This is a genomic window from Lactiplantibacillus fabifermentans DSM 21115, assembly GCF_000498955.2.
Lineage (GTDB): Bacteria > Bacillota > Bacilli > Lactobacillales > Lactobacillaceae > Lactiplantibacillus > Lactiplantibacillus fabifermentans.
The window spans coordinates 1-25,291 of record NZ_AYGX02000175.1; the positions used below are offsets into that span (position 1 = coordinate 1).

At 46.6% G+C, this 25,291-nt stretch carries 20 protein-coding genes and 3 tRNA genes; 19 read left to right on the top strand and 4 right to left on the bottom strand.

Translation table 11 applies throughout. The features are described from left to right. The first annotated feature begins 100 nt into the window (after positions 1 to 100). The 5 genes from DY78_RS14835 (at position 101) to DY78_RS14855 (ending at position 3,282) form a co-directional block, all read left to right on the top strand. A tRNA-Thr gene (locus DY78_RS14835) sits at positions 101 to 173 on the top strand. A gap of 501 nt (positions 174 to 674) precedes the next feature. Continuing rightward, entirely contained in the window at positions 675 to 2,147 is a 1,473-nt protein-coding gene (locus DY78_RS14840) for a peptide MFS transporter (RefSeq protein WP_024625961.1), read from the top strand. Positions 2,148 to 2,200: 53 nt separating this feature from the next. Beyond that, complete coding sequence (locus DY78_RS14845; RefSeq protein ID WP_024625962.1) at positions 2,201 to 3,073, top strand: metallophosphoesterase; 873 nt, start codon at positions 2,201 to 2,203, stop codon at positions 3,071 to 3,073. A 45-nt stretch (positions 3,074 to 3,118) separates the two neighbouring features. Beyond that, a tRNA-Tyr gene (locus DY78_RS14850) sits at positions 3,119 to 3,201 on the top strand. Positions 3,202 to 3,210: 9 nt separating this feature from the next. Further along, positions 3,211 to 3,282, top strand: a tRNA-Gln gene (locus DY78_RS14855). Between the two features lie 348 nt (positions 3,283 to 3,630). On the opposite strand, the gene DY78_RS14860 is transcribed toward DY78_RS14855, so the two are convergent. Next, positions 3,631 to 5,232, bottom strand: a complete 1,602-nt coding sequence (locus DY78_RS14860; protein WP_024625963.1) for a hypothetical protein — start codon at positions 5,230 to 5,232, stop codon at positions 3,631 to 3,633. Continuing rightward, positions 5,225 to 5,989: an ABC transporter ATP-binding protein gene (locus DY78_RS14865; RefSeq protein WP_024625964.1), complete on the bottom strand. Its 765-nt coding sequence runs from the start codon at positions 5,987 to 5,989 to the stop codon at positions 5,225 to 5,227. Before DY78_RS14865 ends, DY78_RS14860 begins: the two co-directional genes overlap by 8 nt. Before the next feature lie 353 nt (positions 5,990 to 6,342). Between DY78_RS14865 and DY78_RS14870 the strand changes: the two genes are divergently transcribed. Further along, complete coding sequence (locus DY78_RS14870) at positions 6,343 to 7,395, top strand: hypothetical protein (RefSeq protein ID WP_024625965.1); 1,053 nt, start codon at positions 6,343 to 6,345, stop codon at positions 7,393 to 7,395. A 50-nt stretch (positions 7,396 to 7,445) separates the two neighbouring features. Here the strand turns inward: DY78_RS14870 and pnuC are convergent, their stop codons facing one another. Continuing rightward, positions 7,446 to 8,249 (bottom strand): nicotinamide riboside transporter PnuC, encoded by an 804-nt coding sequence (gene pnuC, locus DY78_RS14875; RefSeq protein ID WP_024625966.1) that lies wholly within the window; start codon positions 8,247 to 8,249, stop codon positions 7,446 to 7,448. 327 nt (positions 8,250 to 8,576) lie between these two features. On the opposite strand from pnuC, the gene DY78_RS16905 reads away from it, so the two are divergent. The 5 genes from DY78_RS16905 (at position 8,577) to DY78_RS14895 (ending at position 12,709) form a co-directional block, all read left to right on the top strand. Next, the gene (locus DY78_RS16905) at positions 8,577 to 8,735 is read left to right on the top strand and encodes a family 1 glycosylhydrolase (RefSeq protein ID WP_156093393.1); all 159 of its coding nucleotides are present in this window, start codon (positions 8,577 to 8,579) and stop codon (positions 8,733 to 8,735) included. Between the two features lie 208 nt (positions 8,736 to 8,943). After that, positions 8,944 to 9,528, top strand: coding sequence for a histidine phosphatase family protein (locus tag DY78_RS14880; RefSeq protein WP_024625967.1), 585 nt, complete (start codon positions 8,944 to 8,946; stop codon positions 9,526 to 9,528). Between the two features lie 105 nt (positions 9,529 to 9,633). After that, on the top strand, positions 9,634 to 10,428 hold the full coding sequence (proC, locus tag DY78_RS14885) for a pyrroline-5-carboxylate reductase (RefSeq protein WP_024625968.1): 795 nt from the start codon (positions 9,634 to 9,636) through the stop codon (positions 10,426 to 10,428). 416 nt (positions 10,429 to 10,844) lie between these two features. Further along, positions 10,845 to 11,981 (top strand): N-acetylglucosamine-6-phosphate deacetylase, encoded by a 1,137-nt coding sequence (gene nagA, locus DY78_RS14890; RefSeq protein WP_024625969.1) that lies wholly within the window; start codon positions 10,845 to 10,847, stop codon positions 11,979 to 11,981. Positions 11,982 to 12,007: 26 nt separating this feature from the next. Then, positions 12,008 to 12,709, top strand: coding sequence for a GntR family transcriptional regulator (locus DY78_RS14895; RefSeq protein WP_024625970.1), 702 nt, complete (start codon positions 12,008 to 12,010; stop codon positions 12,707 to 12,709). Between the two features lie 89 nt (positions 12,710 to 12,798). On the opposite strand, the gene DY78_RS14900 is transcribed toward DY78_RS14895, so the two are convergent. After that, positions 12,799 to 13,530, bottom strand: coding sequence for a WecB/TagA/CpsF family glycosyltransferase (locus DY78_RS14900; protein WP_024625971.1), 732 nt, complete (start codon positions 13,528 to 13,530; stop codon positions 12,799 to 12,801). A gap of 160 nt (positions 13,531 to 13,690) precedes the next feature. Here DY78_RS14900 and DY78_RS14905 point away from each other — a divergent pair, with 160 nt between their 5' ends. The 8 genes from DY78_RS14905 to thrB all read left to right on the top strand — a co-directional run bounded on the left by DY78_RS14905 (position 13,691) and on the right by thrB (position 25,246). Continuing rightward, on the top strand, positions 13,691 to 15,157 hold the full coding sequence (locus DY78_RS14905) for a nicotinate phosphoribosyltransferase (RefSeq protein ID WP_024625972.1): 1,467 nt from the start codon (positions 13,691 to 13,693) through the stop codon (positions 15,155 to 15,157). A gap of 14 nt (positions 15,158 to 15,171) precedes the next feature. Next, a complete protein-coding gene (nadE, locus tag DY78_RS14910) occupies positions 15,172 to 15,999 on the top strand; it encodes an ammonia-dependent NAD(+) synthetase (RefSeq protein WP_024625973.1) in 828 nt (275 codons plus the stop codon). Positions 16,000 to 16,765: 766 nt separating this feature from the next. Next, positions 16,766 to 19,420, top strand: coding sequence for a cation-translocating P-type ATPase (locus DY78_RS14915; protein WP_024625974.1), 2,655 nt, complete (start codon positions 16,766 to 16,768; stop codon positions 19,418 to 19,420). Between the two features lie 58 nt (positions 19,421 to 19,478). Continuing rightward, complete coding sequence (locus tag DY78_RS14920; protein ID WP_024625975.1) at positions 19,479 to 19,913, top strand: hypothetical protein; 435 nt, start codon at positions 19,479 to 19,481, stop codon at positions 19,911 to 19,913. A gap of 470 nt (positions 19,914 to 20,383) precedes the next feature. Beyond that, complete coding sequence (locus tag DY78_RS14925; protein ID WP_024625976.1) at positions 20,384 to 22,555, top strand: Tex family protein; 2,172 nt, start codon at positions 20,384 to 20,386, stop codon at positions 22,553 to 22,555. 2 nt (positions 22,556 to 22,557) lie between these two features. After that, a complete protein-coding gene (locus DY78_RS14930) occupies positions 22,558 to 23,004 on the top strand; it encodes a SprT family protein (protein ID WP_024625977.1) in 447 nt (148 codons plus the stop codon). Between the two features lie 71 nt (positions 23,005 to 23,075). Then, a complete protein-coding gene (locus DY78_RS14935; RefSeq protein WP_024625978.1) occupies positions 23,076 to 24,362 on the top strand; it encodes a homoserine dehydrogenase in 1,287 nt (428 codons plus the stop codon). A gap of 8 nt (positions 24,363 to 24,370) precedes the next feature. Next, on the top strand, positions 24,371 to 25,246 hold the full coding sequence (gene thrB, locus DY78_RS14940) for a homoserine kinase (RefSeq protein ID WP_024625979.1): 876 nt from the start codon (positions 24,371 to 24,373) through the stop codon (positions 25,244 to 25,246). The last annotated feature ends 45 nt before the right edge of the window (positions 25,247 to 25,291 follow it).

The following is a 25,291-nucleotide window of genomic DNA, read 5'->3' on the forward strand; positions in this document are numbered from 1 at the left end:
GTAGAGCGCTTGACTGTTAATCAAGATGTCGACGGTTCGAGCCCGCCTGTCGGAGTGACAGTAGATGTTGGCCCTAGTGTTAACATCTTTTTTATATCATGCCGGCTTAGCTCAGTTGGTAGAGCATCGGTATCGTAAACCGAGGGTCATCAGTTCGACTCTGGTAGCCGGCACTCATGAAGACGAGATTAATTTTTCGTCTTTTTTTGCGTCTTCATTTAGAAGTCAGGTATTTTAAAATGATCACCGTTTTTTGTACATTGTAACCAAAATCGATTTTTAGCCGTGGCAGTGCCAGACCCCACCGTTACGAGCTCTGCCGGCGTCGTTTGTTTAATTAGATAATGGCCTAATTTAAAGGTGCATAATCGCATGCATACGCCTAAAAAGTTGCAGATATGTCGTAATTAAAATTAGAAATTCATGTTATAAGTATTTTAATGTAAGCGGATAACTTTGCCGTGATGACTGAATTCCCCCGTGATTCCGGGATTTTGAGTCTATGTTTAATATGAGAATGATTTTATTTAATGGATTTCTCATTAAAAATCAATTAAAAGCATTGTTGAATAAGATTAAGGCTAGTATAATAGTTATTATGTTTAATTAAGAAACAACTTTTGTTACTTTTAAACGAAGTTCCATCTGTTTGATTAAGTTTGGAGGAAATTCATTTGGATAATGAACAAAAACTGGATCGATCGTTTTTAGGCCAACCTCGTGGCTTACGGACATTGTTCTTCACGGAAATGTGGGAACGATTCAGTTACTACGGTATGCGGGCGCTGCTCATCTACTACATGTACTACAGTGTCAGCCAAGGCGGGTTAGGTTTTAACCAAACCACTGCCGCATCAATTATGTCAATTTACTCGGCGTTAGTTTACGTTTCGAGTGTGTTAGGTGGATTCTTATCTGACCGGGTTTGGGGCAGTCGTAAGACGGTCTTTATCGGTGGAATTTTAATCATGGTTGGTCATATGGTCTTATCATTACCATTTGGCGCACCAGCCTTGTTCATTTCAATTGCGTTTATCGTGATTGGGACTGGGTTATTGAAGCCTAACGTTTCGGATATGGTCGGTCAACTTTATTCACCAGAAGATCGGCGTCGTGACGCCGGTTTCAGTATTTTCGTCTTTGGGATTAACTTAGGTTCATTAGTATCCCCATTCTTAGTTGGACGGATTGGGTTAAACGTCAACTTCCATTTAGGCTTCTCATTAGCCGCTATTGGGATGTTCTTCGGTTTACTTCAATACTACTTCGACGGTAAGAAGACGTTGAGCAAAGACAGTCTTTATCCAACCGACCCATTGCAACCAGGCGAAATGAACAAAGTCGTTCGTCGGGTAATCTTGGGCGTTGTCGGGATTGGCTTGATCTTATTATTAATGTTCTTAATGAACGCTTTAACCTTGGAAAATGTTATTTCACTTATTAGTATTCTCGTTATCTTAACACCAGTGGCGTACTTCACGTTGATGTTAACTTCTGAAAAAACTAACGCGAAAGAACGTTCACGGGTACGCGCTTATATTCCATTATTTATCGCTGCGGCCTTATTCTGGGCCATTGAAGAACAAGGTTCCGCCGTCTTGGCATTGTTTGCCGCTGACCGGACCCGCTTAGATTTCTTAGGCTTGCATTTAGCAGCCTCTGACTTCCAAAGCTTGAACCCCTTGTTCATTATGATTTACACGACACCATTTGTTTGGTTATGGACGAAATGGGGTAAGAAACAACCTAGTTCACCGGCTAAGTTTGCGACTGGGTTAATCTTCGCCGGGGCGTCATACTTAATTATGGCGATGCCAGGTGCGTTATTTGGGACAGCTGGTAAAGTTAGCCCATTATGGTTAGTTGGTAGCTGGGCCGTTGTTGAAATCGCTGAAATGTTGATTTCACCAATTGGTTTGTCAGTAACGACTAAGTTAGCTCCAAAGGCGTTCGCTTCACAAATGATGAGTATGTGGTTCTTGGCTGATTCGGCTGGGAGTGCCGTTAACGCGCAAATCGTGCGGTTCTACTCAACGAAGACCGAAGTCCCATACTTCGCGACGATTGGGATTGTCAGTGTCATCTTAGGGATTGTGCTCTTTATGATGGTACCAATGATCAAACGCGCGATGAAGGGCGTACTTTAAAAATGATTTTTTCAAAAGATGTGTTATCTTAATTGATAGCACATCTTTTTTGATTGAGGGGGCGCACCATGACAGTTCGAGTCGCATTTACTAGTGATAATCATTTTGACGTGAATCGCGTTGATCCGCAGGCGATGATGACCGCCCAGGCCGAGTATTTATTGCAACAACACGTGCAATGGTATTTGATTGCGGGGGACTTATTTAATGATTTTCAGCGCAGTCAGCAATTTGTCGTCGATTTACAGGCTAAATTAAGCTATCAGACGCAAGTTCTCTGGATTGCGGGTAATCATGACATGGTGCACGGCGTAAGCTTTGATGAGCTCGAAAAGGGCCATTTTAACGGCTACCTGCATAACCAGTTCGTCGATATCCCGAATACGGATTGGCGCATCATTGGCAACAACGGGTGGTATGATTACCAATTTGCCAGTCAACTGGATAAACCGGCCGCCGATTTTGAACAATGGAAACGGGGCTTTTGGATTGACCGCGCCATTGAACAACCAATGACCGACCAGGAACGGGCTGATTTAGCGTTACAACAAACGGCAGTTCAGTTGCAGGCAGCGCAGGCGGCTAACAAGCACGTCATTTTTATGACGCACTTTGTTCCGCGCACAGATTATATCCACTATTCAACGACCCATCCCTTTTGGAATATGGCCAATGCGTTACTCGGCACGCCCCGGATGGGGGACTTGTTAAATCAATATCAAGTGGACCACGTGTTGTTTGGTCACACCCATCTCCATCCAGCGCCATTAAAAATCGAGAATACGACCTATTATGATCAAGCAGTGGGCTATGGCCTCAAGCGCATCAACGAATGGCAGGAGCCAACCTTCATGGCTGAATGGCGTCGGGATACGTTTTTACTCGATTTGGAAGAAAAAACAAAAAAACTTTCAAAAAAGGGTTGATTTTTTATTCAAAATTATGTATTCTAATATAGTTGATTGATTCACGGAGGGGTAGCGAAGTCTGGCTAAACGCGGCGGACTGTAAATCCGCTCCTTCGGGTTCGGTGGTTCGAATCCACTCCCCTCCATTTTATTATTGGGCTATAGCCAAGTGGTAAGGCAACGGGTTTTGATCCCGTGATGCGCTGGTTCGAACCCAGCTAGCCCAATTAGAAATAATTGGTAGTCGTTATATTAAGCTTAAACGCTTGGTATAACGACTTTTTTATTTGTTTAGATTTTAACATCACCGCGCTGAGCATTAGATATTTAAGGAACACGTCAGTTGAGAGATATATGCGCGGCGACAGCTGGTCATCAGCAGGCGCCTAATGACTTAGCTACTTAGTTGACAGTTCCACGTGACCTCATAAAGTATGCCAAAAAGCGTGAATTTTTATACGCCCTTACAAATACATCTATTTTATGAGTAAGATAAAGGGCCCCTAATCGTTAGCGTGATTCCGCTTGACGATTAGGGCCCCTTTTTTGGTTACGCAGGCTTTAATTGGTTGTAATTACTGTGCCAGCGTCCGCCAAAATGACTGCCGATAATACCATAGTAAGCCGCCGGAAATAATAATGATGATTGCGAATACGATAAGGTTTATTAGGAATGCCAAGGCTGACTGGCTGCCAATTAGCCAGCTGTAAATGCCGATAATGATGGCACCGGCAATGGCGCCCGCCATAGTGCCCAGCACTAACCCAATATTTCCGGACCCGCGATTGAATAATTGGGTCACGTTGGTCCAATTCGTTGAGCGTAAGTGATAATCGCGAATGAAGTAATGTTGCGACATCAAGTAGGTGCCCCAAGTGACGCCTAAAATTAACGCTAAGCTTAATAGTAGTGGTAACCGAGTAACTAGGGCCACGATGAGAGCAATAATTGCCGTGATGGCTGTTTGGAGGCCATAGCCCCAGTAAAACTTCTGCCACAAGTATTGTGAGGTCGAGATAGGCAACGCCTTAATAAATTCAAAATTCATTTTATCCAACGAAATAATATTAGCAACTAGCGTAGTTTGGTTGACCGTAATTACCGCCAAGAAGATCCCAACGGTGAACCAAACGCCTAACCAGTTCAATGACAGCTGGCTAAAGTTACTAGCAGAACCCGAAAAGAGCCATGGGAAAATTAAGATAATCGGCATGAGAATCGAAGTCGAAAATAGTTGAAACACTAAATTAGGCTCTTTGAGCACTTGCAGCTGATAACTGTTGAGCATCTGCTTAAGCCCGTGACGTTGATGGTGCTGCCGTTTAACGTGGGCCGGGGTTGACGCTAAGGCTGTATTTACCAAGGTCAACTGCTCAACTAAGTGGGCCAAGACATATTGACGCGTTAACAGTGCTAATACGAGGGACAGGCCCACTAAAGTGCCTAAAGCAAGCAGGCTGGTCGTACTCGTGGGCACGGTGAAAATTTTAAAAATCGGGAATAACGGTGTCAACACGGCATGGTCCAGCTGGTTCGGGTTATTCGAGCCGTGATTGAGGAAAAATAGCCCGCCTAAGATGAGGATGAGGTTCAGGGCCAGCATCAAATTCATGACGACTTTTTGATGTTGCTGAAATAGTTTTAGCTTCGTTAAACCGAAGACTAGCAGCGAACATAACATCAAAATCAGGCTTAAGATCAACGCGTAGACAATGATGGTTAAGAGTAGCGCGCTGACGATAAAGACGTGGGCGCGAATGGCGGTTAACGCAAAGATTAACATTAGTGGGGTTGTGAATGGAATAGTGTTTAAGACAACGACGAGCAATTTGCTAATAAAAATTTCGTGATTGCGAAAGGGGAGCGGCAAGTAGGCGACTAAATCGTTACCGGCGAAAAAAACGTTATAAATTCCCGAGATACTTTGCGAAATGCCTAGCAAGATGAATAGCGCCACATAGAACGTAAACATCCCCGGGAGTTTGCTAAAATCAAACATCACCAGCGACAATCCGTAAATCCCTAAAAAAATCAGCACATTCCAATAAAACTGATGCGTCAATTTTTGCGTCAAGACCTTACCGGTGGCGCCCTTTTTTCGTAAGCGGTCCGTGGCTTGCGGATTCAATAATCTGAGGTTGACCGCTAGCAACGCTCGCAGCTGTTGTTTATTCATGCGGCTCACCTTCGATTTCATCGACTAGTTGACCATTGGCCGCCTGACCAGCCATCTGTAAATAAATGGTCTCCAGTGATTGTTCCGGATGGACTGCTAATAATTGACTGACCGAGCCATTATAAATGAGTTCGCCCTTTTTTAAGATGGCTAACTGATCACAAAGTTGTTGAGCGGTATCGAGATTATGTGTTGAGAAAATAACGGTCCGACCCTTGGCGGCGTGGGCTTTCATTAGTTTTTTTAAGTCAAAGGCCGCTTGGGGGTCGAGTCCTTGTAGCGGTTCATCCAAAATCCAAATATCTGGATCTGGCAATAATGCGCCGATTAAAATCGCTTTTTGCCGCATCCCATGCGAATAGCTAGCCATGGGTTCTTCGGCGTGGGCCCCCATATCGAACAAAGCGACTAATTGTTGTCGGCGCTGTTGGACGTCCGCCGCCGATTGATTATAAGCGGCGGCTAGCAATTCCCAATATTCGACGGCCGAAAGTTGTAAGAAAATATCGGGCGTATCGGGAACATAGGATATTTTTTCTTTGCAGGCTTGCCGATTTTGCGCCAAGTCTAAGCCATCAATGATAATTGAACCACTTGTTGGGTTGATAATGCTGACTAAACTTTTGAGCGTCGTCGACTTACCGGCGCCATTATGGCCTAAGAAGCCAAAAATTTGGCCGGGTGCAATCTGTAAGGATAGTTGGTTTAACGCCAGCTGATTCCCGTATCGCTTCGTTAAATCGTGAATTTCAATCATGAGCTGATTCCCCCTATTAGTCATGGATGCCATTATTATACCTAAGAAAACCCTTTACAAACAGCGCAATAATTGCGATTTGGCTGCATAACGCTCGGATTGGCCATTGTTTTGATAAATAAAATTAAAAACTTTTTGGACCGTCGTCCGCTTAAAAATGGCGATACCCGTGACTGGAATCGTTGTTGAACGCGGGTGCTTATTTGGCCGTGATTGAAAATATAAATTATTAACAGTGCTTCAATTTATAACTAGTTCGTTAATGGGATAGTGTCTGGTGGTATCTTAAGCGGATTGACGGGGCCTAAGCTGGTCCGGGTATAATTAAGCATCAAATGAGTAGGGGTGGCGACATGCGCTTTATTTTGATTCCAGCAACGCTCGCGGGATTACTAGGAATACTAGTGGGCCAATACGGGATAACTAGTTTAATTCGCCGATTAGTGCTTGGTATTCACGGGGATAAGTATTTGGCCACGTGGGCGGAGCGAATCTGGCATCGCCGCGTTAGTCGGGCGGTCCTGATTGGATTGGCGGTCATTATTTTAGGCTTGGGGACGGGCCAAGCGACGCAGTTTTATTTATTTAATGGCGCCTACTTTTGGGTCGCCATTTTATCGGCCGGCTTATATGGGCTGCTGTTTATTTTACCGTGGTTGACGTTACTGTTAGGGTACCGGCATTCCTATAACTTGGTCGGCTTACTGGCGGTGAATTTGGGTACCGGGACCGTTGCGGTCTGGATTGGGTTATTACTGACGGCGGGCAACAAACTCTTTGACGATGAGGGTGGCGTTAGTTATCACATGGCCAATGTGCCTTTAAAAAAGGTCACTATCGGATTATTAGTCGGTTATTATGTGGTGGCGTTGCTGGGGCTAGTAGTCGTGAGTAATCAGTATTGGGCGCAACGGCGAGCGGCCCAACCCGCTAAGCTCCAAGTAGTCGGCCAACATCGTCCGGGGCGGCTAACCCCAGCTCACACGGCCCTCGTCGTTGCCAGTGGGCCGCTGATATTTATCGCGGCGATGCAACTAGTTGATAATATCATTGGGGCATCAATGTTTAAGCTGTTGACGAGTATTTTGTTCATTCCAGCAACGCTGACTTTAGTAATTAGCTTGATTAGTTGGGGCTTTTTGCGTTCTTCGCGTCAGGGGGTCCGAGTGGTGAGCTTAATTAGCTATACGATTTTATCCATTATCAATTTATTAGGCACTTATTTGTTCACCGCTTCCGGATGGTCGCGGTTTGCAGGCGATACGAGCGGTCATTTGGGCGTGTTATTACGCTTGAACGCGTTGCCGATAATGCAAGTCGGGTTGTGGCTATTAACCGTGTTCGCTTGGTTAGTCCCATACTGGTTATTTTATCGGCGGCAACATGCGTCTAAAAACGCCGAGTAGCTTAAGCAGCTATGGCGGCGTTTTGGACACGACTATTAGTGACCGGATGGCTAATTATTGGCGGGCTTTTCGGCTTGTTGGCCGTAAAACCATAAGTACGCACCGTAAAGGGCATTGATCAGCATGATGATTTGTAAGACGAACATCGAAGTGGCGGCCGGACTGACCGTCTTTAGTTGGTTGAACCAAATGATGACGTTAATCAGATCCAGCGTAATCCAAGCGACCCATTGCGAACGGTAGCCGTAAGTCATGAGGACTTGGCCGACGATGCCTAACGGGAGTAACGTCGCATCTAAGTAAACTTGGGTGCCATGGAGTCGTTTACTAAAGTACAACACAATCGCGTAAATAACTGCCGTGACGACAAACCAAAAGAGCCCGTCTAACCAGCTAAATTTGCGCGAAGCCAGTTCACTTTGGTCGCCTTGTTCGTTAAGCTGCGTGTGCCAAACGGCCATGCCAACGAATTGCATGATGACGTAAAAGCTTTGCGAAGCGATGTCGCCAATTAGTCGGTTATTGATGGCAATCACCAGCCAGACGGCGCAGCCTAAAAGCCCCCAACTGTAATTGGTTAAGCGGCCTTGGTCGACTAAAATCAAGTTTAAGACGACCGCCATTCCAGTGATTAGGCCAATCCAACCGTTGAAGCCAAAGTCTTGGCCAAACAGGAATGAGCCAATGGTAGCGAGTAGCATCAGGCTCATCATGAGTTTCGTAATGGGCCATAGCGTTTTGAGTTCGTGCACGTTACGTTGGAAGCTGAAGACTTCCCGTAACGCGGCGGGCAAGGCGTGCCAGCCGTTAATAATAGCGGTACCCCAATGATGATGAATAAAAATATTTTCCATGAAATAAAACACTCCTTAATTGTTTTTAGACAGCCGTATTCGGATGCAACGCTGTTCGGTCAAATAGTCGTTGCTAAATAGCCTAATTGTTACGTTGTCAATCTGCAATCAAGTTTGTGTAAATTTCTGGTATTGGCGCGTGAATTTTTCAGTCTGTTGATAGGTTAAGTTAACATTTACAAAAATGGCTAAAAGTTTTACAGCAGAGGCAACGCGCTGTATAATGCATTTGTAGATAAAACAAAAACATCGGTATCACAATACCGAATACCCTTAGCTATTTCAGTAGCGAAGGGTATTTTTTTACGCAAATGTATTGCGCAATAAGTGTGGCATTTGGAAATTGACGTTAAATTAAAGCGTGAACTCGGGATGAGGGCTGATTGTTTTTCGATGACATGGAGTCGAGTTATTCCAGATGGTGTCGGTGACGTGAATTGGCATTTTATGACCGCTGCGCTGGGTGATATGGCGACCATTAGATAGAAGCGTGCCGGACTTAATCGGCGGTTGAAAAGTGGTATCAACAGGTAATTAAAACTAATGGTCGTGAGTTGAATTAGGTGAAGTGGTTAGTCCTGCGAAGTTGAGATTAACCACTTTTTGAGTTGGCAGAAAAGCAAGCTGATTGAGTGTCAGTTTGTTACTAGTTTGTGCGATAATGAGGCTAAATTACGTTTGGAGGGGAATGTGGATGCAGCAACTGATTCTAATTCAACACCCGGAAGCCCAACATCATTTGAATGGCATGGTCGGTTCTTGGACTGATTGGCCATTAACAGCAGCTGGCGAAGCGACGGCTACTCAGATTGGCAAAAAACTGGCGCCGATACTGGCGGCCCATGACTTTGAAAGCTACTGTTCGGATTTGACGCGGACCAGTCAGACGATCGCGGCCTTGCCGGTAACGGATGTTCATTTTTCAGCTCAATTACGCGAACAAAACTTAGGTGTCGCGGTCGGCCAAACGCGGCAATGGGAATTTGAACACGCGCAAGAGGTTCACGATAAGTCCGAACGGCGCTTTGAAGGGGCGGAATCGGAACTTGAGTTTGAACAACGCGTCCAGCAGTTTTATGAACAAACGCTGTGTGACAATCCGCATGACCTGCTAGTTGTATCGCATGGTGGGTGGCTGCGAAAATTGATGCCGCTGCTTATGGGACAGCCAGCAGTCAATGTTTGGGGCGCTCCGGGTGGGGTTTCATGGTTTGAAAGAAATGTTGGCGAAACTAATTGGTACATTAAACGTATCAATGATTTATCGCTCCAGGTTTGATGGTAGTCAGGTGGCCGAATCTAAATAAGTTGAGGCTTTACAAGTTCGTCACCGATTTGTACGATATTAATAAGTAAATAAAACGTCACGACGAGGAGTTTTTTGATGAAAATTGGATTTTTAGGCGCCGGCAATATGGGCCGCGCTATTATTGATGGTTGGTTGAAGATGGACGCAGTAGCGCCGAGTGACTTATACATTCACAGTGCGCATCAAGTGAGTTATGAACCATATGCGCAAGCGAACGGCTTGAATGCCATGGATTCAAATTTAGCGGTCGCTGAAGCGGCGGACGTGATTGTCTTGGCCGTGAAGCCTAATATTGCTTTAGACGTTTTAAAGAGCGTTAAATCAGCTATTACAGGTGATAAATGGGTTGTAACGATGGTTTCTGGCTTACAATTAGCTGATTATGAAGCTGCGGTTGGACAAGTGCCCGTCTTACGGATTATGCCAAACGTGAATGTCGCGATTGGTGCTGGGATGACCGCCTTGATTGGCAACGATGCTTTGACGGCAGACCAATATGCCGCGGGGCAAAAGTTATTCGATGCCATTGGCCAGACGAGTGAAATCGCTGAAAAAGATTTTAGTACCTTTTCAGCTTTAGCTGGGAGTTCGCCAGCTTACATTTACTTCTTTATTGATGCCATGGCTCGCGCCGGCGTTAAGCACGGCTTGAGTAAAGCGGCCGCTGATAAGATTGCGGCGCAAGCAACGTTAGGTAGCGCTAAGATGGTCTTAGAATCTAACAAGATTCCGTTCGACTTGATTGATCAAGTTTCTTCACCGGGTGGCACGACGGTGGCCGGCTTATTGGCGATGGAAGAAGCTGGATTTATGACTTCGGTGGTTAAAGGGATTGATGCGACGATTGCTAAGGAATTGGGCGAAGATTAAGTTGGCTGTTTGAGGTTGTCGATGATTAAATAAATTATATTCGGTGACCAGTTTGTGGGTTTGGCGAGATGCTGCCCGCGGATTTAGATGACATTATGTTTTTTTGAAACGTGTTCCGACCGGCAGCGGCCTGTGCTTGCTATGCTAACCACCGAATGCCCAACCCGCATTAGGTGGTTAGCTAGGCAATGCTCGGGATTGGTGCTGCTTAATTAGACGACATTATGTTTTTTTGAAACGTGTTCAGCCCAACTGAGTCCTGCGCTTAGCTATGCAGTCACATCACCCGGGAAAGTGCACCCGGATAATATGACTGCACGGCTAATGCTCAGACTCAAAGCGTTGGGCTGAACACTCTTGCATTTTTGGTCTATACCGATTATAATAGAACCATTCAATCCAAGGAGGAATAGTTCATGAGCAAAGTGTTAAAGCATGCCATCATCTATACCGGTTTAGAAAAAATCGATGACGGTTATATTCGTTTCGGTAAGGAAATTGAAGCGGTGGGGCCGATGGACGAATACGTCGCCCAACCAGATGATGATATCGAATTTGTCAGTGGCAAGACGATTGTCCCTGGCTTTATCGATGTGCATAGCCATGGTGGTTATAGTTTTGATTCGATGGATGGGAATCCAGCCGAAATTAATGAAATGGTTAACGACATGGTGGCACGCGAAGGGATTACTTCATACTTCTGTACCACAATGACCCAATCTAATGAAAATTTGGATCATTCTATGGAAGGTATCAATAAGGCCGCTGAAGAAAACCCAGTTATCCAAGGGGTTCATTTGGAAGGGCCATTCATTTCAGCAACCTTTAAAGGGGCCCAACCTGAAAAATACATCAAGAATCCAAATGTTGAATTACTCGACAACTGGAACAAATTATCTGGCGGCCGCGTTAAGTTAATTACTTACGCACCCGAAGATGAAGGTTCTCGCGAATTTGAAAAGTATTGCTTGGAAAATGGCATCGTGCCTTCAGTTGGTCACAGTAATGCCACTCGTGAACAATTATTAGCAAGTAAAGCAACTCACGTGACGCATTTATACAATGCCCAACGTGAATTCAAGCACCGCGAACCCGGCGTTACTGGGCATGCCATGCTTGAAAACAACATGTATTGCGAGTTGATTTGTGACGGGTTCCATATCGTACCTGACATGATCAAATTAGCTTACGAACAAAAGGGTGTTGACCGGATCGAATTGGTTACCGACTCGATGCGTGCCAAAGGCGAACCCGATGGTGTGAGTGAATTAGGTGGGCAAAAAGTTATCGTTAAAGATGGCCAAGCGCGCTTGGAAGCTGGTAACTTAGCCGGTTCCGTGTTAACTTATATTAACGCCTTCAAAAATGTACAACGTTTTACTGGCTGTGGCATTGCCGAAGCTGTTAAAATGTCATCTGTTAACCAAGCGCGTGAATTTGGTTTAACTAAGAAGGGGACCTTGGAAGCTGGTAAGGATGCGGACATCAATATCTTGGATGCTAACCAAGACTTAGTCGCAACTTATAGCTACGGTCAAAAAGCAGTTAAATAAATTATTAGAAGTAAGGGATGAGTACCATGAGTTCGCCAATTTATATTCAAATTCACAACCAAATTAAGCAAGCCATCGAAGCCGGACGCTGGGCTGTTGGTGACCGAATTCCATCTGAACGTGAGCTGGCTAGTCAGTTTGATGTTAGTCGGATGACGTTACGCCAAGCGATTCAGACGTTGGTTGATGAAGGGATACTAGAACGGCGAGTGGGCGCCGGCACCTTTGTTGCTAACCAAAAAGTGCAAGAAAAAATGTCCGGGGTTACCAGTTTTACCGACCTCATGCTGGCGCAAGGAAAAGTTCCTTCGAGCAAAACGATTTCGTATCACGTCACGAGTCCGTCGCTATCCGAAAGTGAAAAACTAGCCCTCAAGCCTAACGAGCAAGTGCTACGGATGGAACGAATTCGCTATGGCGATGATACGCCCATTTGTTTTGAAGTTGCGACGGTGCCCGAACGGCTCGTTAAGCAATTTACTAAAGACGAGATTACCAGTTCGCTATACCGGACGTTGGAAGAAAAGGCGGGGTATATTCCCGGCAAAGCCCAACAAACGGTTTCCGCGATGTCCGCTTCCGAACGAATTGCCGAATATTTGTCGGTCCGCCGTGGCGACGCATTATTGCGCTTGCGGCAGATTTCATACTTACAGACGGGCGAACCGTTTGAGTATGTCCGGACCCAATATGTGGGGAATCGCTTTGAATTCTATTTAGAAAAATAAATGTATTTAGTGCACGTCAAAAATGCCGACCGATGAACTTTTTCATCAGTCGGCATTTTTTAGTTGGATGGTCGCAACGTGAATTTCGGTTATGATTGTTTCGCAATCTTTTTAACGAGCCGTAAGTAACGCGGTAAAACGAGCATGCGCTTGAAACGGCTCGGTTCTTTGATTAACCGGTAGAGCCATTCAATATGATGGTCTTGCCAAAATTTCGGTGCCCGTTTGACGGCGCCGGCTAAGACATCAAAGCTGCCGCCAACGCCCATCCACAAGCCATCGACGCGGTGGCGATATTTGGCAATGAAGAATTCTTGTTTCGGAAAACCAGTCGCGATGAAGATCATGTCCGGCTTGGCCGCACTGATTTGGTCTACGACGGTGGCTTCATCGTCGTAGTAGCCGTCTAAAGCGCCGGCAATGACTAAATTAGGGTACTGCGTTTTAACGGTCGCGACCACTTGTTTCAAGACTTCCGGTTTGGCGCCCAAAAAGAAGACGCGCTGACGCTGTTCGTGCCCCCATTGTAATAGGTCTAATAAGGTATCATAGCCCGTAATGCGTTCGGGGAGCGGCGTGCCGAGAATTTGCGCCCCTTGGATGACGCCGATGCCATCCGGGGTAATGTAGTCGGCTTGCTTCAGGACTTGTTGATAGTCGGGATGTTCACGGGCGTACATTAAAATTTCCGGATTCGCCGTCACCACGAAACGATTGTGATGCGCTAAAATATCTTGTTTTAATTGGGCGACAAAGGCAGCGTTAGTCGTGTTAATAAACGGAACATTTAAGATGGAAACAGTCGTAAAAGGTGCTGACATAGGCGGCCTCACTTTCTATTATTAGTTAAAGTATAGAGAAAACCGTGATTTCTGCAACTTTTTCAAGGGCAGAATCGCATTCTTTAAGTAAATAATGATAAAATAGGCTTATCTTTGTGTAATCGATATACACCTATTTATGAAATGGAGAATTAAACTCATGACTCAAATCTATCCGGATGATAGTTTTACCTTGCATACGGATGCTTATCAGATCAACATGATGCAAACTTATTGGAACCAAGGAATTCATAACAAGCACGCGGTGTTTGAAGTGTTTTTCCGCAAGATGCCGTTCCAAAATGGTTATGCCATCTTTGCTGGTCTTGAGCGAGTAGTTAATTATATCAATAATCTTAAGTTCACGGAGACGGATATTGCGTACTTACGTGAAACGGGGAATTATTCTGACGGCTTTTTAGATTATTTGAAAAACTTTAAGTTTGACGCCACGATTCGTTCTGTCCGTGAAGGCGACTTAGTCTTCAACAATGAACCGATGATGCAAGTTGAAGGCCCGTTAGCCACTTGCCAATTAATTGAAACGGCCTTATTAAACATCATTAATTACCAAACTTTGATTGCCACGAAAGCGGCCCGCATTAAATCAGTGGTTGGTGAAGACGGCTTATTGGAATTTGGGACACGCCGCGCGCAAGAATTTGACGCGGCCATTTGGGGCACCCGGGCCGCTTATATCGGGGGCTTCGATGCGACAAGCAATGTCCGCGCTGGTAAAATCTTCGGGATTCCAATCAGTGGGACGCATGCCCATGCCTTAGTGCAAACGTATCGTAATGATTACAAAGCCTTCAAGGCCTACGCCGAAACGTACCGCGACTGTGTCTTCTTAGTCGATACGTATGACACGTTACGCAGCGGGGTGCCGAGTGCGATTAAAGTTGCCAAAGAAATGGGCGACAAGATCAATTTCCAAGGGGTTCGCATTGATAGTGGCGATATGGCCTACATCTCTAAGCGGGTCCGCGAACAGTTGGATGAAGCGGGTTTCCCCGATGCCAAGATTTATGCGTCGAATGATTTGGATGAAAAGACCATTCAAAACTTGAAGATGCAAGGCGCTAAGATTAGCGTTTGGGGCGTTGGGACGAAGCTGATTACGGCGTTTGACCAACCGGCTTTAGGGGCGGTTTATAAGATGGTTTCGATTGAAAATGACAATCATAAGATGGTCGATACGATTAAACTTTCTAATAACGCTGAAAAAGTTTCTACGCCGGGTCGTAAACAAGTTTGGCGGATTACGAAGCGCGCCGATGGTAAGTCCGAAGGTGATTACGTCACGTTATATGACGAAGACCCCCGCAACGAAGATTCTATCTACATGTTCCACCCAAGCTTTACGTATATCAACAAAACGGTCAGTGACTTTGATGCCCGGCCAGTATTAATTCCGATTTATGACCAAGGTAAGCAAATCTATGATTTACCAGCCCTGGATGACATCAAAAAATATTCTTCAGACAGCTTAGACTCGCTCTGGGACGAATACAAGCGGGATTTGAATCCGCAAGATTATCCGGTCGACTTGTCACAAAAGTTGTATGATCATAAAATTAACATTATTCATTCTGTGCGTGACACGGTGAATAAGAAAGACTACTAGGAGGAATTTAGCCGATGCGGCCCTTACAAACAGAAATTATTAACGCGTTACACGTAGCACCTAGCATTGACCCGGAAACTGAAATCCGGCGCAGTATTGATTTTTTGAAAGCCTATTTGAAGAAAAATACGTTCTTAAAAACGTATGTCTTAGGTATTTCTGGCGGCCAAGACTCCACGTTAGCCGGCAAAATGACTCAAATGGCGATTGCTGAAATGCGTGAAGAAACTGGCGATGACGCCTACAAGTTCATCGCGGTGCGTTTACCATACGGTGACCAAGCGGATGAATCAGATGCCATGGATGCCATCAAGTTCATGAACGCGGATGTCGTTGACCGCGTGGATATCAAACCGGCTACCGATGCGATGGTCACGGCCTTAGAAGCCAATGATTTAACCATCCACGACTTCAACAAGGGTAACATCAAAGCCCGTCAACGAATGATCGTGCAATACGGGATTGCCGGTGAATTACACGGTGCCGTAGTTGGGACGGACCACGCTGCCGAAGCAGTCACTGGTTTTTACACGAAATATGGTGATGGTGGCGCGGATATCGTGCCATTGTACCGGTTAGATAAGCGCCAAGGTCGTGCAATGCTGGAAGTATTGCAAGCACCAGAACACTTATACAAGAAGGTACCAACGGCCGACTTAGAAGACGACCGGCCGGCTTTACCAGACGAAGTGGCCTTAGGAGTGCACTATGATGATATCGACGACTACCTTGAAGGTAAAGACATCGAAACGTCTGCGGCTGAAAAGATTGAATCATGGTATTTAAAGACCGCCCACAAGCGGCACGCCGCCATTAGTGTTTACGACGATTTTTGGAAATAGCGTTATTTTGAAACGACATCTGATTAGGTGTCGTTTTTTTTGTTGGCGTGTGGTTCCGCCTCCAGCGACAAGTGGGCGCGCCGTGGGGGAGCCCTCGGGCCAAACAGCGGTCCCGAGGGCGCTTTTACGCCCAGCCAAAACCCATTGCTGGTCGAAAAAGTCGCCCCCAATACCTAGTTGGCCCAGACCACCAACTAGGCATTGCGACACGACGCGCCCACTTGTCGCTTACGGCTAAGGTTGTTGGTGAGTTGGAGAATAGCTATTTCACCGGTGTGTAGTAGTTGCATACTATTCCAGAATTGGATTGTGGGTAGAAACTCGTAACTTAGGATTATCAAGTTTTATGAATAGTACTCGAATTAGCATTTTGCTGGGGTGTTGTCCAATCTATATTGAATCATTTGTGCAGTTGGAATCTTAACTTATATTGCCGTCTGCTTTTGGGCCCACGGTCTGCCCCACGGCGCACGACCGCGTGGCGACGGGCGGCAATAACAGCTATCCCAAACCTGAATGAAATAAGTAGACAGCTCCGAATATATCCGGTATACTGATGACAAATATCCATAAGGGAGTAACTAGCGGTTATCCGCGGCAATATCGTCAGCAAGAATCGTCGAGTGACGTCTATCCGGTATTGTCTTAAATAGTGAGACTTATGTATGTTCACACAAATTTTTTGCGTGCATACATGAGTCTCATTTTTTATATTTTGGCGATATAAAAGATGAGACTCATGGGGATGCCAGAAGGGGAACTTACTATGTCAAACCAACCAAAGTACCAACAAACTTTGCCGGCCATCTATCAAGAACTTAAAACCGATGAGCATGGCTTAACGCAAGCCGATGCCGCGGCTCGGCTCGAACAATATGGGCATAACGTCTTAAATCAACAAAAGACGACGTCCATGCTCCAAAAATTTGGGGCGCAATTCAAAGATTTTATGATCATTGTCTTACTGGCAGCAGCGCTGATTGCCGCCTTTACTGGTGAAGTGGTCGATGCCATCATTATTTTGCTCGTGGTCGTGTTAAACGCGATTTTTGGGGTTTTCCAAGAATCCAAAGCCGAAGAAGCGATTAATGCTTTAAAAGAAATGGCCGCGCCTGATGCGACCGTCTTGCGCGATGGTGAGTTACAGACCGTCAAAAGTGACGCCTTAGTTCCCGGTGACATCGTAGCGCTGGAAGCCGGGGACAGTGTGCCGGCGGACTTGCGGTTGATTGAGAGTGCGTCGTTAAAAGTCGAAGAATCAGCGTTGACGGGTGAATCCGTGCCGGTTGAAAAGCAAGCCGAAACGTTAACGGCGGGCGATTTAGCCATCGGGGATCGCCTCAACATGGCGTATATGAATAGTAACGTCACTTATGGTCGCGCAACGGGGATGGTTGTGGCGACTGGGATGCAGACCGAAGTGGGCCGGATTGCCGGCATGATTGAAGCCGCCGATGAAACGACGACCCCCCTACAAGCCAACTTGACCCAACTCGGGAAGTCCTTGACGATTTTAATTTTAGTCATTGCGGCGGTGGTTTTCGGAATCGGGATGTGGCGCGGAAGTGAAAGTCTCGTCAACATGTTGTTAACGGCAATTTCATTAGCCGTCGCCGCGATTCCAGAAGGCTTACCCGCCATCGTCACGATTACGTTGGCGTTAGGGACGCAACGGATGGCCAAACGTCACGCCTTAGTGCGGAAGTTGCCAGCGGTGGAAACGTTAGGGAGTACCGACATTATTGCGTCGGATAAGACCGGGACGTTGACCCAAAATAAAATGACCGTTGAAAAATTAGTCTTAAATCAACAATTAGTCGATGCTAAAACGACGAATTTAGCTACGGATAACCATTTAGCCCAAGTCATGATTTTAAGTAATGATACGAAAATTATGGCGGACGGCTTAGCGGGTGACCCCACGGAAACGGCGTTAGTGCAATACAATTTAGACCAAGGCTATCCCGTCGACCAATTATTGGCCGATATGCCGCGAGTGGCGGAAGTACCGTTTGATTCCGAACGGAAATTAATGTCGACGGTGCACCCCTTGAGTGATGGCCAATTCTTAGTCGCCGTCAAAGGGGCCCCCGACGAATTACTCAAACGGGTGACGAAAGTTGAGACTAATGGTGAAGTGACACCATTGACCAAACCCGTCCGGAACCAAATTTTAGCGACCAATCATGAGTTAGCCACGCAAGCCTTACGGGTCTTAGCGTTTGCTTACAAAGTGATTACAGCGGTACCGACGACCGTGAACTCAGAAACGTTAGAACAAGACCTCGTCTTTGCCGGGATGGTCGGGATGATTGATCCGGAACGGCCCGAAGTTGAACAAGCCGTGGCCGAAGCTAAGTCAGCGGGGATTCGCCCATTAATGATTACGGGGGACCATCGTGATACGGCCGAAGCGATTGCGGCGCGGTTAGGAATTATTGAAGCTGGCGATGATGCAGCGGTCATTACTGGGGCGGAATTAGATGCCATGAGTGACGCCGAGTTTGGTAAAAAAGTTGGTGATTATTCCGTTTATGCGCGGGTCGCTCCGGAACATAAAGTCCGGATTGTTAATGCTTGGCAAAAGCGCGGTAAAGTCGTCGCCATGACTGGTGATGGGGTCAATGATGCCCCGGCGTTAAAAGCCGCCGATATTGGTATTGGGATGGGGATTACCGGGACGGAAGTGTCTAAAGGGGCCAGTGACATGGTCTTAGCCGATGATAACTTTGCGACGATTGTCGTGGCGGTGGAAGAAGGCCGAAAAGTTTTCGCCAACATTCAAAAAGCCATTCAATACTTGTTATCCGCGAACTTAGGGGAAGTTTTGACCTTGTTCATGATGACGATGCTGGGCTGGCAGATTTTAGCACCGGTGCATATTTTGTGGATTAACTTAGTCACAGATACGTTGCCGGCGATCGCCTTAGGGGTCGAACCGACGGAAAAGAACATCATGCAAAAACAACCCCGCGGTCGGAATTCCAATTTCTTCTCGGGTGGCGTGTTCTCAAGTATTATTTACCAAGGGTTGTTAGAAGGTGGGATTACGTTATTCGTCTACTGGTTAGCGATTACGTATCCAGTCCATGCTAACGACGCGTTAGCCCATGCCGATGCGTTAACAATGGCGTTTATCACGTTAGGGTTAATTCAGTTGTTCCACGCCTTTAACTCGAAGTCGATTCACGAATCATTATTCACGGTCGGCTTGTTCCGCAACAAGTTCTTCAACTGGGCCATTTTGATTGCCTTTGCCTTATTAGCAATGACCGTCGTTGTGCCCGGATTTAACAGTTTGTTCCACGTGACACCGTTGGACGCTTACCAATGGGGCATCATTATCATCGCTTCCTTATCGATGGTCGTGATTGTTGAAATCGTTAAGTTCTTCCAACGTCGTCACATGCGGCGCGCATAATTGCCGGATAACTGGTAAAATAACGGTAACTAAACCATAAGAAAAGAGTTCTGAATTTATGAGAAAAGCAACGGTTCAAACGTATATGCCGGTCTTATCAAAAGTCATCGAAAGCACGGAAAAGATGGGGGAACAATTGAATCCTTCCTTTGAAAAAATTCGCCAAGCTTTAGATAAGGATGCCCTTAGTGACATGGTGCCAGCCGAATTCAGCGACATCCAAATGGAATTCAGTGATGGTACCGAAGAATATCAAAATAACTTGAAAAAGTTGCAGTCAGCGCCAGTGCCAGTCCGGTTGATGGGCCGCCATCGTAACTTAGTAGCTGCTTATGACGCGTATACTAAAGCGTGTGCTGCCATGACAGCTAGCTTACATGTTGATGATCAAACGGTCGATGTGGCTGCTTTCAATCAAGCTGAAAAAGATCAAGAAGAACAGATGAATCACATTTCCAACGATGTCCAACGCATCATGAATACGGTAATGTAATTAGGTTTTAATTGCCGTAGCCGTCTGACCGTAATTCCAGCTGCTATGGGACCGGTCCAAGCCTGAGGGACGTCTTGAACCTTGCTTTTGAGCCTGAAAAGCAAGTCTCAAAAGACGTCCGTGGTGTAAACGGCCGAAAACCAGCCGTTAACGCCACCCGCATAGCTGCTTCCATTACGGTTAGCCGGCAGCTGAATTGAAGATAAATACAAGTGTCCCCCGTTATGATTAGCCATGGCGGGGGATACTTGTCTATCAGGGCTGTGTTTCATAGTTAAAATATGAATGTTTTGGTTGATTGTGAGTGGCTTGAATTGAAAATAGACGCAGGTTTATTTGATAGACTAACGACTTCTAGGTGGAGGCATATTAACAAAGATTTACAAATAACTGGAGCCAACCACGCTCATTTCGACCTTTAGAACAGGTATAATATAGATATTACGCACAAACAAAGATTGGGTGAAAAGATGGATAATCAAATTTTAAAATTAGTCGAACAGACGTTGACGATGTTTAAACCGCAACAAATTAAAGCCGTCTTGGGTCTGATGGACGAAGGCAATACCGTGCCGTTTATTGCGCGGTATCGGAAAGAACGGACGGGCAGCTTGGATGAAGTTGCCATTCGTGACATTAAGGATAACTATGACCGGCTCGCGAACCTTGAAAGTCGTAAAGCCGATGTGATTAAGCTGATTAATGAACAACAACAATTAACGCCAGCTTTAAAGGCCGCCATTCAAAAAGCCGATAAATTACAAGATGTGGAAGATTTGTATTTGCCTTACAAGCAAAAACGCCGTACTAAGGCCACGATTGCCAAAGAAGCTGGCCTGGAACCATTGGCGGCGTGGTTATTGCGTTATCCGAATGGGCAAATTGCTGAAAAAGCGCAAAGTTTTGTGAAGGCCGATGCGGAAGTGTTAACCGCTGACGATGCTTTAGCCGGGGCTCATGAGATTTTAGCGGAAGCCTTTGGCGATAACGCCAGCTTACGTAACTGGGTCCGTAACTTTACCCGTAATAAAGGTGAACTCGTCGTTAAGGTGAAGCCTAAAGGCAAAGAACTGGATGAACAAGGCGTGTATCAACAATATTATGATTTCACGAGCACGCTGAAACAATTAGTGTCATACCGGGTCTTAGCCATCAATCGGGGTGAAAAAGAAAAAGTACTCCGGGTTAGCTTACAAGTTGACCAAGCCGATATTGACCGCTACTGTCATTTCCGGTTTGTTGGCCAACATCAAGGCCCCGCGGTGGCTTACATTGAAGCCGCTTATCAAGATGCCTATAAACGTTTTATTGCGCCGGCCATTGAACGCGAATTACGCAATGAACTGTCCGATGCCGCCGATGCGCAAGCCATTAAAGTCTTTGGGGATAACTTGTATCACTTATTGATGCAAGCGCCATTGAAAGGGCGGGTCGTTTTAGGGTTTGACCCGGCTTATCGGACTGGCTGTAAGTTGGCGGTCATGGATGCCAATGGTAAGTTCTTAGATAAACTCGTTATTTATCCACATAAGCCCGCGGCCCCTGCCAAACGCCAAGCCGCCGCTGGTGAATTTACTGCCTTTATCGAAAAGTACCACGTCGAAATGATTGCGATTGGGAACGGGACCGCCTCCCGTGAATCGGAAGAGTTCGTGGCGAACGTTTTAAAGACGCTCAATCGCCCTGTTTATTACGTCATCGTCAATGAAGCCGGGGCTTCGGTCTATTCTGCCAGCGACAATGCGCGGGCAGAATTTCCGGATTTGCACGTTGAACAACGTAGTGCCATCAGTATTGGTCGCCGTTTGCAAGATCCGTTAGCGGAACTGATTAAGATTGACCCGAAATCCGTTGGGGTCGGGCAATACCAGCATGACGTGCCGCAAAAAGACTTGACCGCCCAATTAGATGTCGTCATTGAAACGGCCGTTAACCAAGTCGGCGTTAATTTAAATACCGCTAGTCCGGAATTGTTGACGCATATTTCCGGTTTGTCGAAGACCATTGCCCAAAATGTGGTGGCCTATCGTGATGAAAATGGCGAATTCGCCAGTCGGCCCCAATTGAAAAAAGTGCCGCGCTTAGGACCGAAAGCGTATGAACAAGCGGTCGGGTTCTTACGGATTATTGATGGCAAAAACGTCTTCGATAATACCGATATCCATCCCGAAAGTTATCCCGCTGCCAAGGCTTTGCTCAAAGCCGCGGGACTGGCGACTAAGGATGTCGGTACCGATAAAGCCCAAACGTTATCGCACTTGAATTTACAACCGGTGGAAACCGAAACTGGCGTCGGGGCGCCAACGTTGAAAGACATTATTAGTAGCTTACAAAAGCCGGGCCGCGATGTCCGTGACCAAATGCCGGCGCCACTTTTACGCCAAGATGTCTTGAAGATGGCCGACTTGAAGCCCGGGATGCAGCTACAAGGGACCGTCCGCAACGTCGTGGACTTTGGCGCCTTTGTCGATATTGGTGTTAAACAAGATGGTCTCGTACATGTGTCGAAATTAACGAATAAGTTCTTAAAGGACCCTCGCCAGGCCGTTGCCGTGGGTGATATTGTGACCGTGTGGGTCGAAGAAGTCGATGAACAGCGCCAACGCATCGCCTTAACGATGGTCGAACCGAGCGCAGACTAGTTATGACGGATATTGAACTACAAGCACTCGTGCAACAAATCTCCCAACGCGACTTTCATCAGCCGTTTTTACACCGCGCGTATTTTAATGCCCGCTTGCGCAGTACCGGTGGGCGTTACCAGTTACAAAATCACAATATCGATATCAATCCGAAGATGTTGACGGACTTTGATGAAGCGACGTTGATTGGCGTGATTAAACACGAACTCTGCCATTACCACTTACACTTGGCCGGTCGGGGGTATCAGCATCGCGATGCTGAATTTAAGCAATTGTTGGCGGCGGTGGGCGGCTCCCGGTATGCGCCCGCCCCGAAAAAACGGACCGTCCAAGCCGTGCGGTACCACTATGTCTGTGCAAACTGCGGCCAAGCCTATCCACGTAAGCGGCGGATGGACACGCGGCGTTACCGTTGCAGTCGTTGCGGTGGTCCCATCAAGTTGGCTTGAAAAGGTTTGCTTATCTGATGGGGATTCGATAGAATTAGCTTAACTATAACGAAATATGGAGGGGTTTATCGATGGAAACTATCAAGATTGGGATTGTCGGGCTCGGCACAGTCGGCACCGGCGTCGTCAAAATGTTACAAGCCCACCAAGGCAAGATTTCCGAAATTACCGGGCGTAATTTGGAACTGGCCTGCGTGGTCGTGCACAACTTAAAGAAACATCAAGCAGTTGATTTAGGGGACGTCAAGTTGACCGACCAGATTGAGACGCTCATCGATGACCCTGAAATTCAAATCATGGTCGAAGTGATGGGGTCGATTCATCCCGCTAAGGAATATATCACCCGCGCCTTGCAAGCGGGGAAACACGTGGTCACGGCGAACAAGGATTTAATTGCCCAATACGGTCGCGAACTCGTGCAAATTGCCCGTGAAAATCATCGCGACTTGTTTTATGAAGCCAGTGTCGCTGGTGGGATTCCCATCTTGCGGACCATTGACAATAGTTTTGCCGCGGACAAGATTCAACGCGTCATGGGAATCGTTAACGGGACGACCAACTATATCATGACGCAGATGTTGACGAAGCACTGGTCATATGACCAAGCTTTGAGTTCCGCGCAAGATTTGGGCTTCGCTGAAAGTGACCCGACCAACGACGTCGAAGGACTCGATGCCGCCTACAAGATGATTATTTTGACGCAATTCGCCTTTGGGATGAGCTTGTCGATGGACCATGTCCAAGTCCAAGGCATCACGTCGATTAGTCCAGAAGATATCGCCGAAGCCCACCAACTGGGCTATACGATTAAGCTACTCGGGATCGCGGAAGAAATTGATGACCGGATTGCTGTTTCAGTCGGTCCGGTCTTAGTTTCCGACCAACACCCGTTAGCAACCGTCCAAAACGAAAATAACGCCGTCATGGTTACGGGGACCGCCGTGGGTGACACGATGTTTTATGGCCCCGGTGCCGGTGAATTGCCAACCGCCAATAGTGTCTTGAGTGATATTACGACGGTAGCTAAAAATATTGCCTTGGATACCACTGGCAATACGTTCAACTCCTATCGGCAAGATACGGTGTTAGCCGCACCCGAAGACGTTAATTATCCCCATTTCATCGCCCTCAAAATGCGCGATGTCCCTGGGATGATGATGAAGCTGACGGCCATTATGACGCGGGCGGAAGTTTCATTTAGCCGGATTATTCAAAATCAATTAGGCGATGGCAATGCGCGCGTGGTAATTATCACCCATGCGATGAATGACCAACAATTAGCCGATATCACGGCGGCCATTAGTGAACAAGAAAATATGCAACTCTTAGCAAGTTACAAAGTTTTAAAGAACGCGTAGGTGGTTAGATGTTAACAATTTCAGTTCCTGCAACTTCGGCCAACTTAGGTCCCGGCTTTGATTCGATGGGACTCGCGCTCGATATGCAATTGACGTTAACGGTTTTAGGACCGAGCACCACGTGGCAAGTCGACCATCCGTTTGGCAATGAAGTGCCGCATGATGAACGCAATCTCATGATTAAAACGGCGCTGTCACTGCATCCGGATTTAACGCCGCAACATGTGAGCGTCACGTCTGAAATCCCGCTAGCTCGTGGCTTAGGGAGTAGTTCCACCGCTATCGTGGCGGGACTAGCGCTCGCCAACGAACTTGCCGCGACACCAATTTCTAGGGAAGCCTTGCTAACGCGGGCGACCGCCCTAGAAGGCCATCCGGACAACGTGGCCCCCGCTATTTTAGGGGGCTTAGTCGTGGCGACGGCCGCAGACGGGGACGTCCAAGCCGTCAAATTACCGACGCCGGACTTGTTTGCCAGTGTCTATGTGCCAAATGAAGAACTATTGACGGCGGCCAGTCGCGAAGCTTTGCCAAGCGAACTGCCGTATAAAGCGGCGATTGCCGGTAGTAGCATCGCCAATACGTTAGTCGCGGCCTTAGCCACGCAAAACTGGGACTTGGCATTGACCTTGTTAGAACAAGATCGCTTCCATGAACAGTTCCGGGCGCACTTAGTCCCAGCCTTAGCCATCGTGCGGCAAACGGCACATGAACTCGGATTAAAAGGGACTTACTTGAGTGGCGCTGGTCCAACCATCGTCACGCTGGGCCGTCAAGCCGAGCTCCAACAATTACAAGCACAATTAAAGCAAAATCCAACGCTCGATGGGCAATATCACTTGTTACCAATCGATGCGGCGGGAGTTAAGGTTGAAAAATCTTAATTTAAGCTTGTCAGACTCACAACATTTTGTTAAAATGGTTTTTGT

Excerpts from the sequence above, each read along its gene's own strand:
- DY78_RS14915 (WP_024625974.1), top strand. The coding sequence starts at position 16,766 with ATGTCAAACCAACCAAAGTACCAACAAACTTTGCCGGCCATCTATCAA.
- DY78_RS14925 (WP_024625976.1), top strand. The coding sequence starts at position 20,384 with ATGGATAATCAAATTTTAAAATTAGTCGAACAGACGTTGACGATGTTT.
- DY78_RS14935 (WP_024625978.1), top strand. The coding sequence starts at position 23,076 with ATGGAAACTATCAAGATTGGGATTGTCGGGCTCGGCACAGTCGGCACC.
- DY78_RS14880 (WP_024625967.1), top strand. The coding sequence starts at position 8,944 with ATGCAGCAACTGATTCTAATTCAACACCCGGAAGCCCAACATCATTTG.
- DY78_RS14900 (WP_024625971.1), bottom strand. The coding sequence starts at position 13,530 with ATGTCAGCACCTTTTACGACTGTTTCCATCTTAAATGTTCCGTTTATT.
- thrB (WP_024625979.1), top strand. The coding sequence starts at position 24,371 with ATGTTAACAATTTCAGTTCCTGCAACTTCGGCCAACTTAGGTCCCGGC.
- nagA (WP_024625969.1), top strand. The coding sequence starts at position 10,845 with ATGAGCAAAGTGTTAAAGCATGCCATCATCTATACCGGTTTAGAAAAA.
- DY78_RS14930 (WP_024625977.1), top strand. The coding sequence starts at position 22,558 with ATGACGGATATTGAACTACAAGCACTCGTGCAACAAATCTCCCAACGC.
- DY78_RS14920 (WP_024625975.1), top strand. The coding sequence starts at position 19,479 with ATGAGAAAAGCAACGGTTCAAACGTATATGCCGGTCTTATCAAAAGTC.
- nadE (WP_024625973.1), top strand. The coding sequence starts at position 15,172 with ATGCGGCCCTTACAAACAGAAATTATTAACGCGTTACACGTAGCACCT.
- DY78_RS14905 (WP_024625972.1), top strand. The coding sequence starts at position 13,691 with ATGACTCAAATCTATCCGGATGATAGTTTTACCTTGCATACGGATGCT.
- DY78_RS14865 (WP_024625964.1), bottom strand. The coding sequence starts at position 5,989 with ATGATTGAAATTCACGATTTAACGAAGCGATACGGGAATCAGCTGGCG.
- pnuC (WP_024625966.1), bottom strand. The coding sequence starts at position 8,249 with ATGGAAAATATTTTTATTCATCATCATTGGGGTACCGCTATTATTAAC.
- proC (WP_024625968.1), top strand. The coding sequence starts at position 9,634 with ATGAAAATTGGATTTTTAGGCGCCGGCAATATGGGCCGCGCTATTATT.
- DY78_RS14895 (WP_024625970.1), top strand. The coding sequence starts at position 12,008 with ATGAGTTCGCCAATTTATATTCAAATTCACAACCAAATTAAGCAAGCC.
- DY78_RS14870 (WP_024625965.1), top strand. The coding sequence starts at position 6,343 with ATGCGCTTTATTTTGATTCCAGCAACGCTCGCGGGATTACTAGGAATA.
- DY78_RS14860 (WP_024625963.1), bottom strand. The coding sequence starts at position 5,232 with ATGAATAAACAACAGCTGCGAGCGTTGCTAGCGGTCAACCTCAGATTA.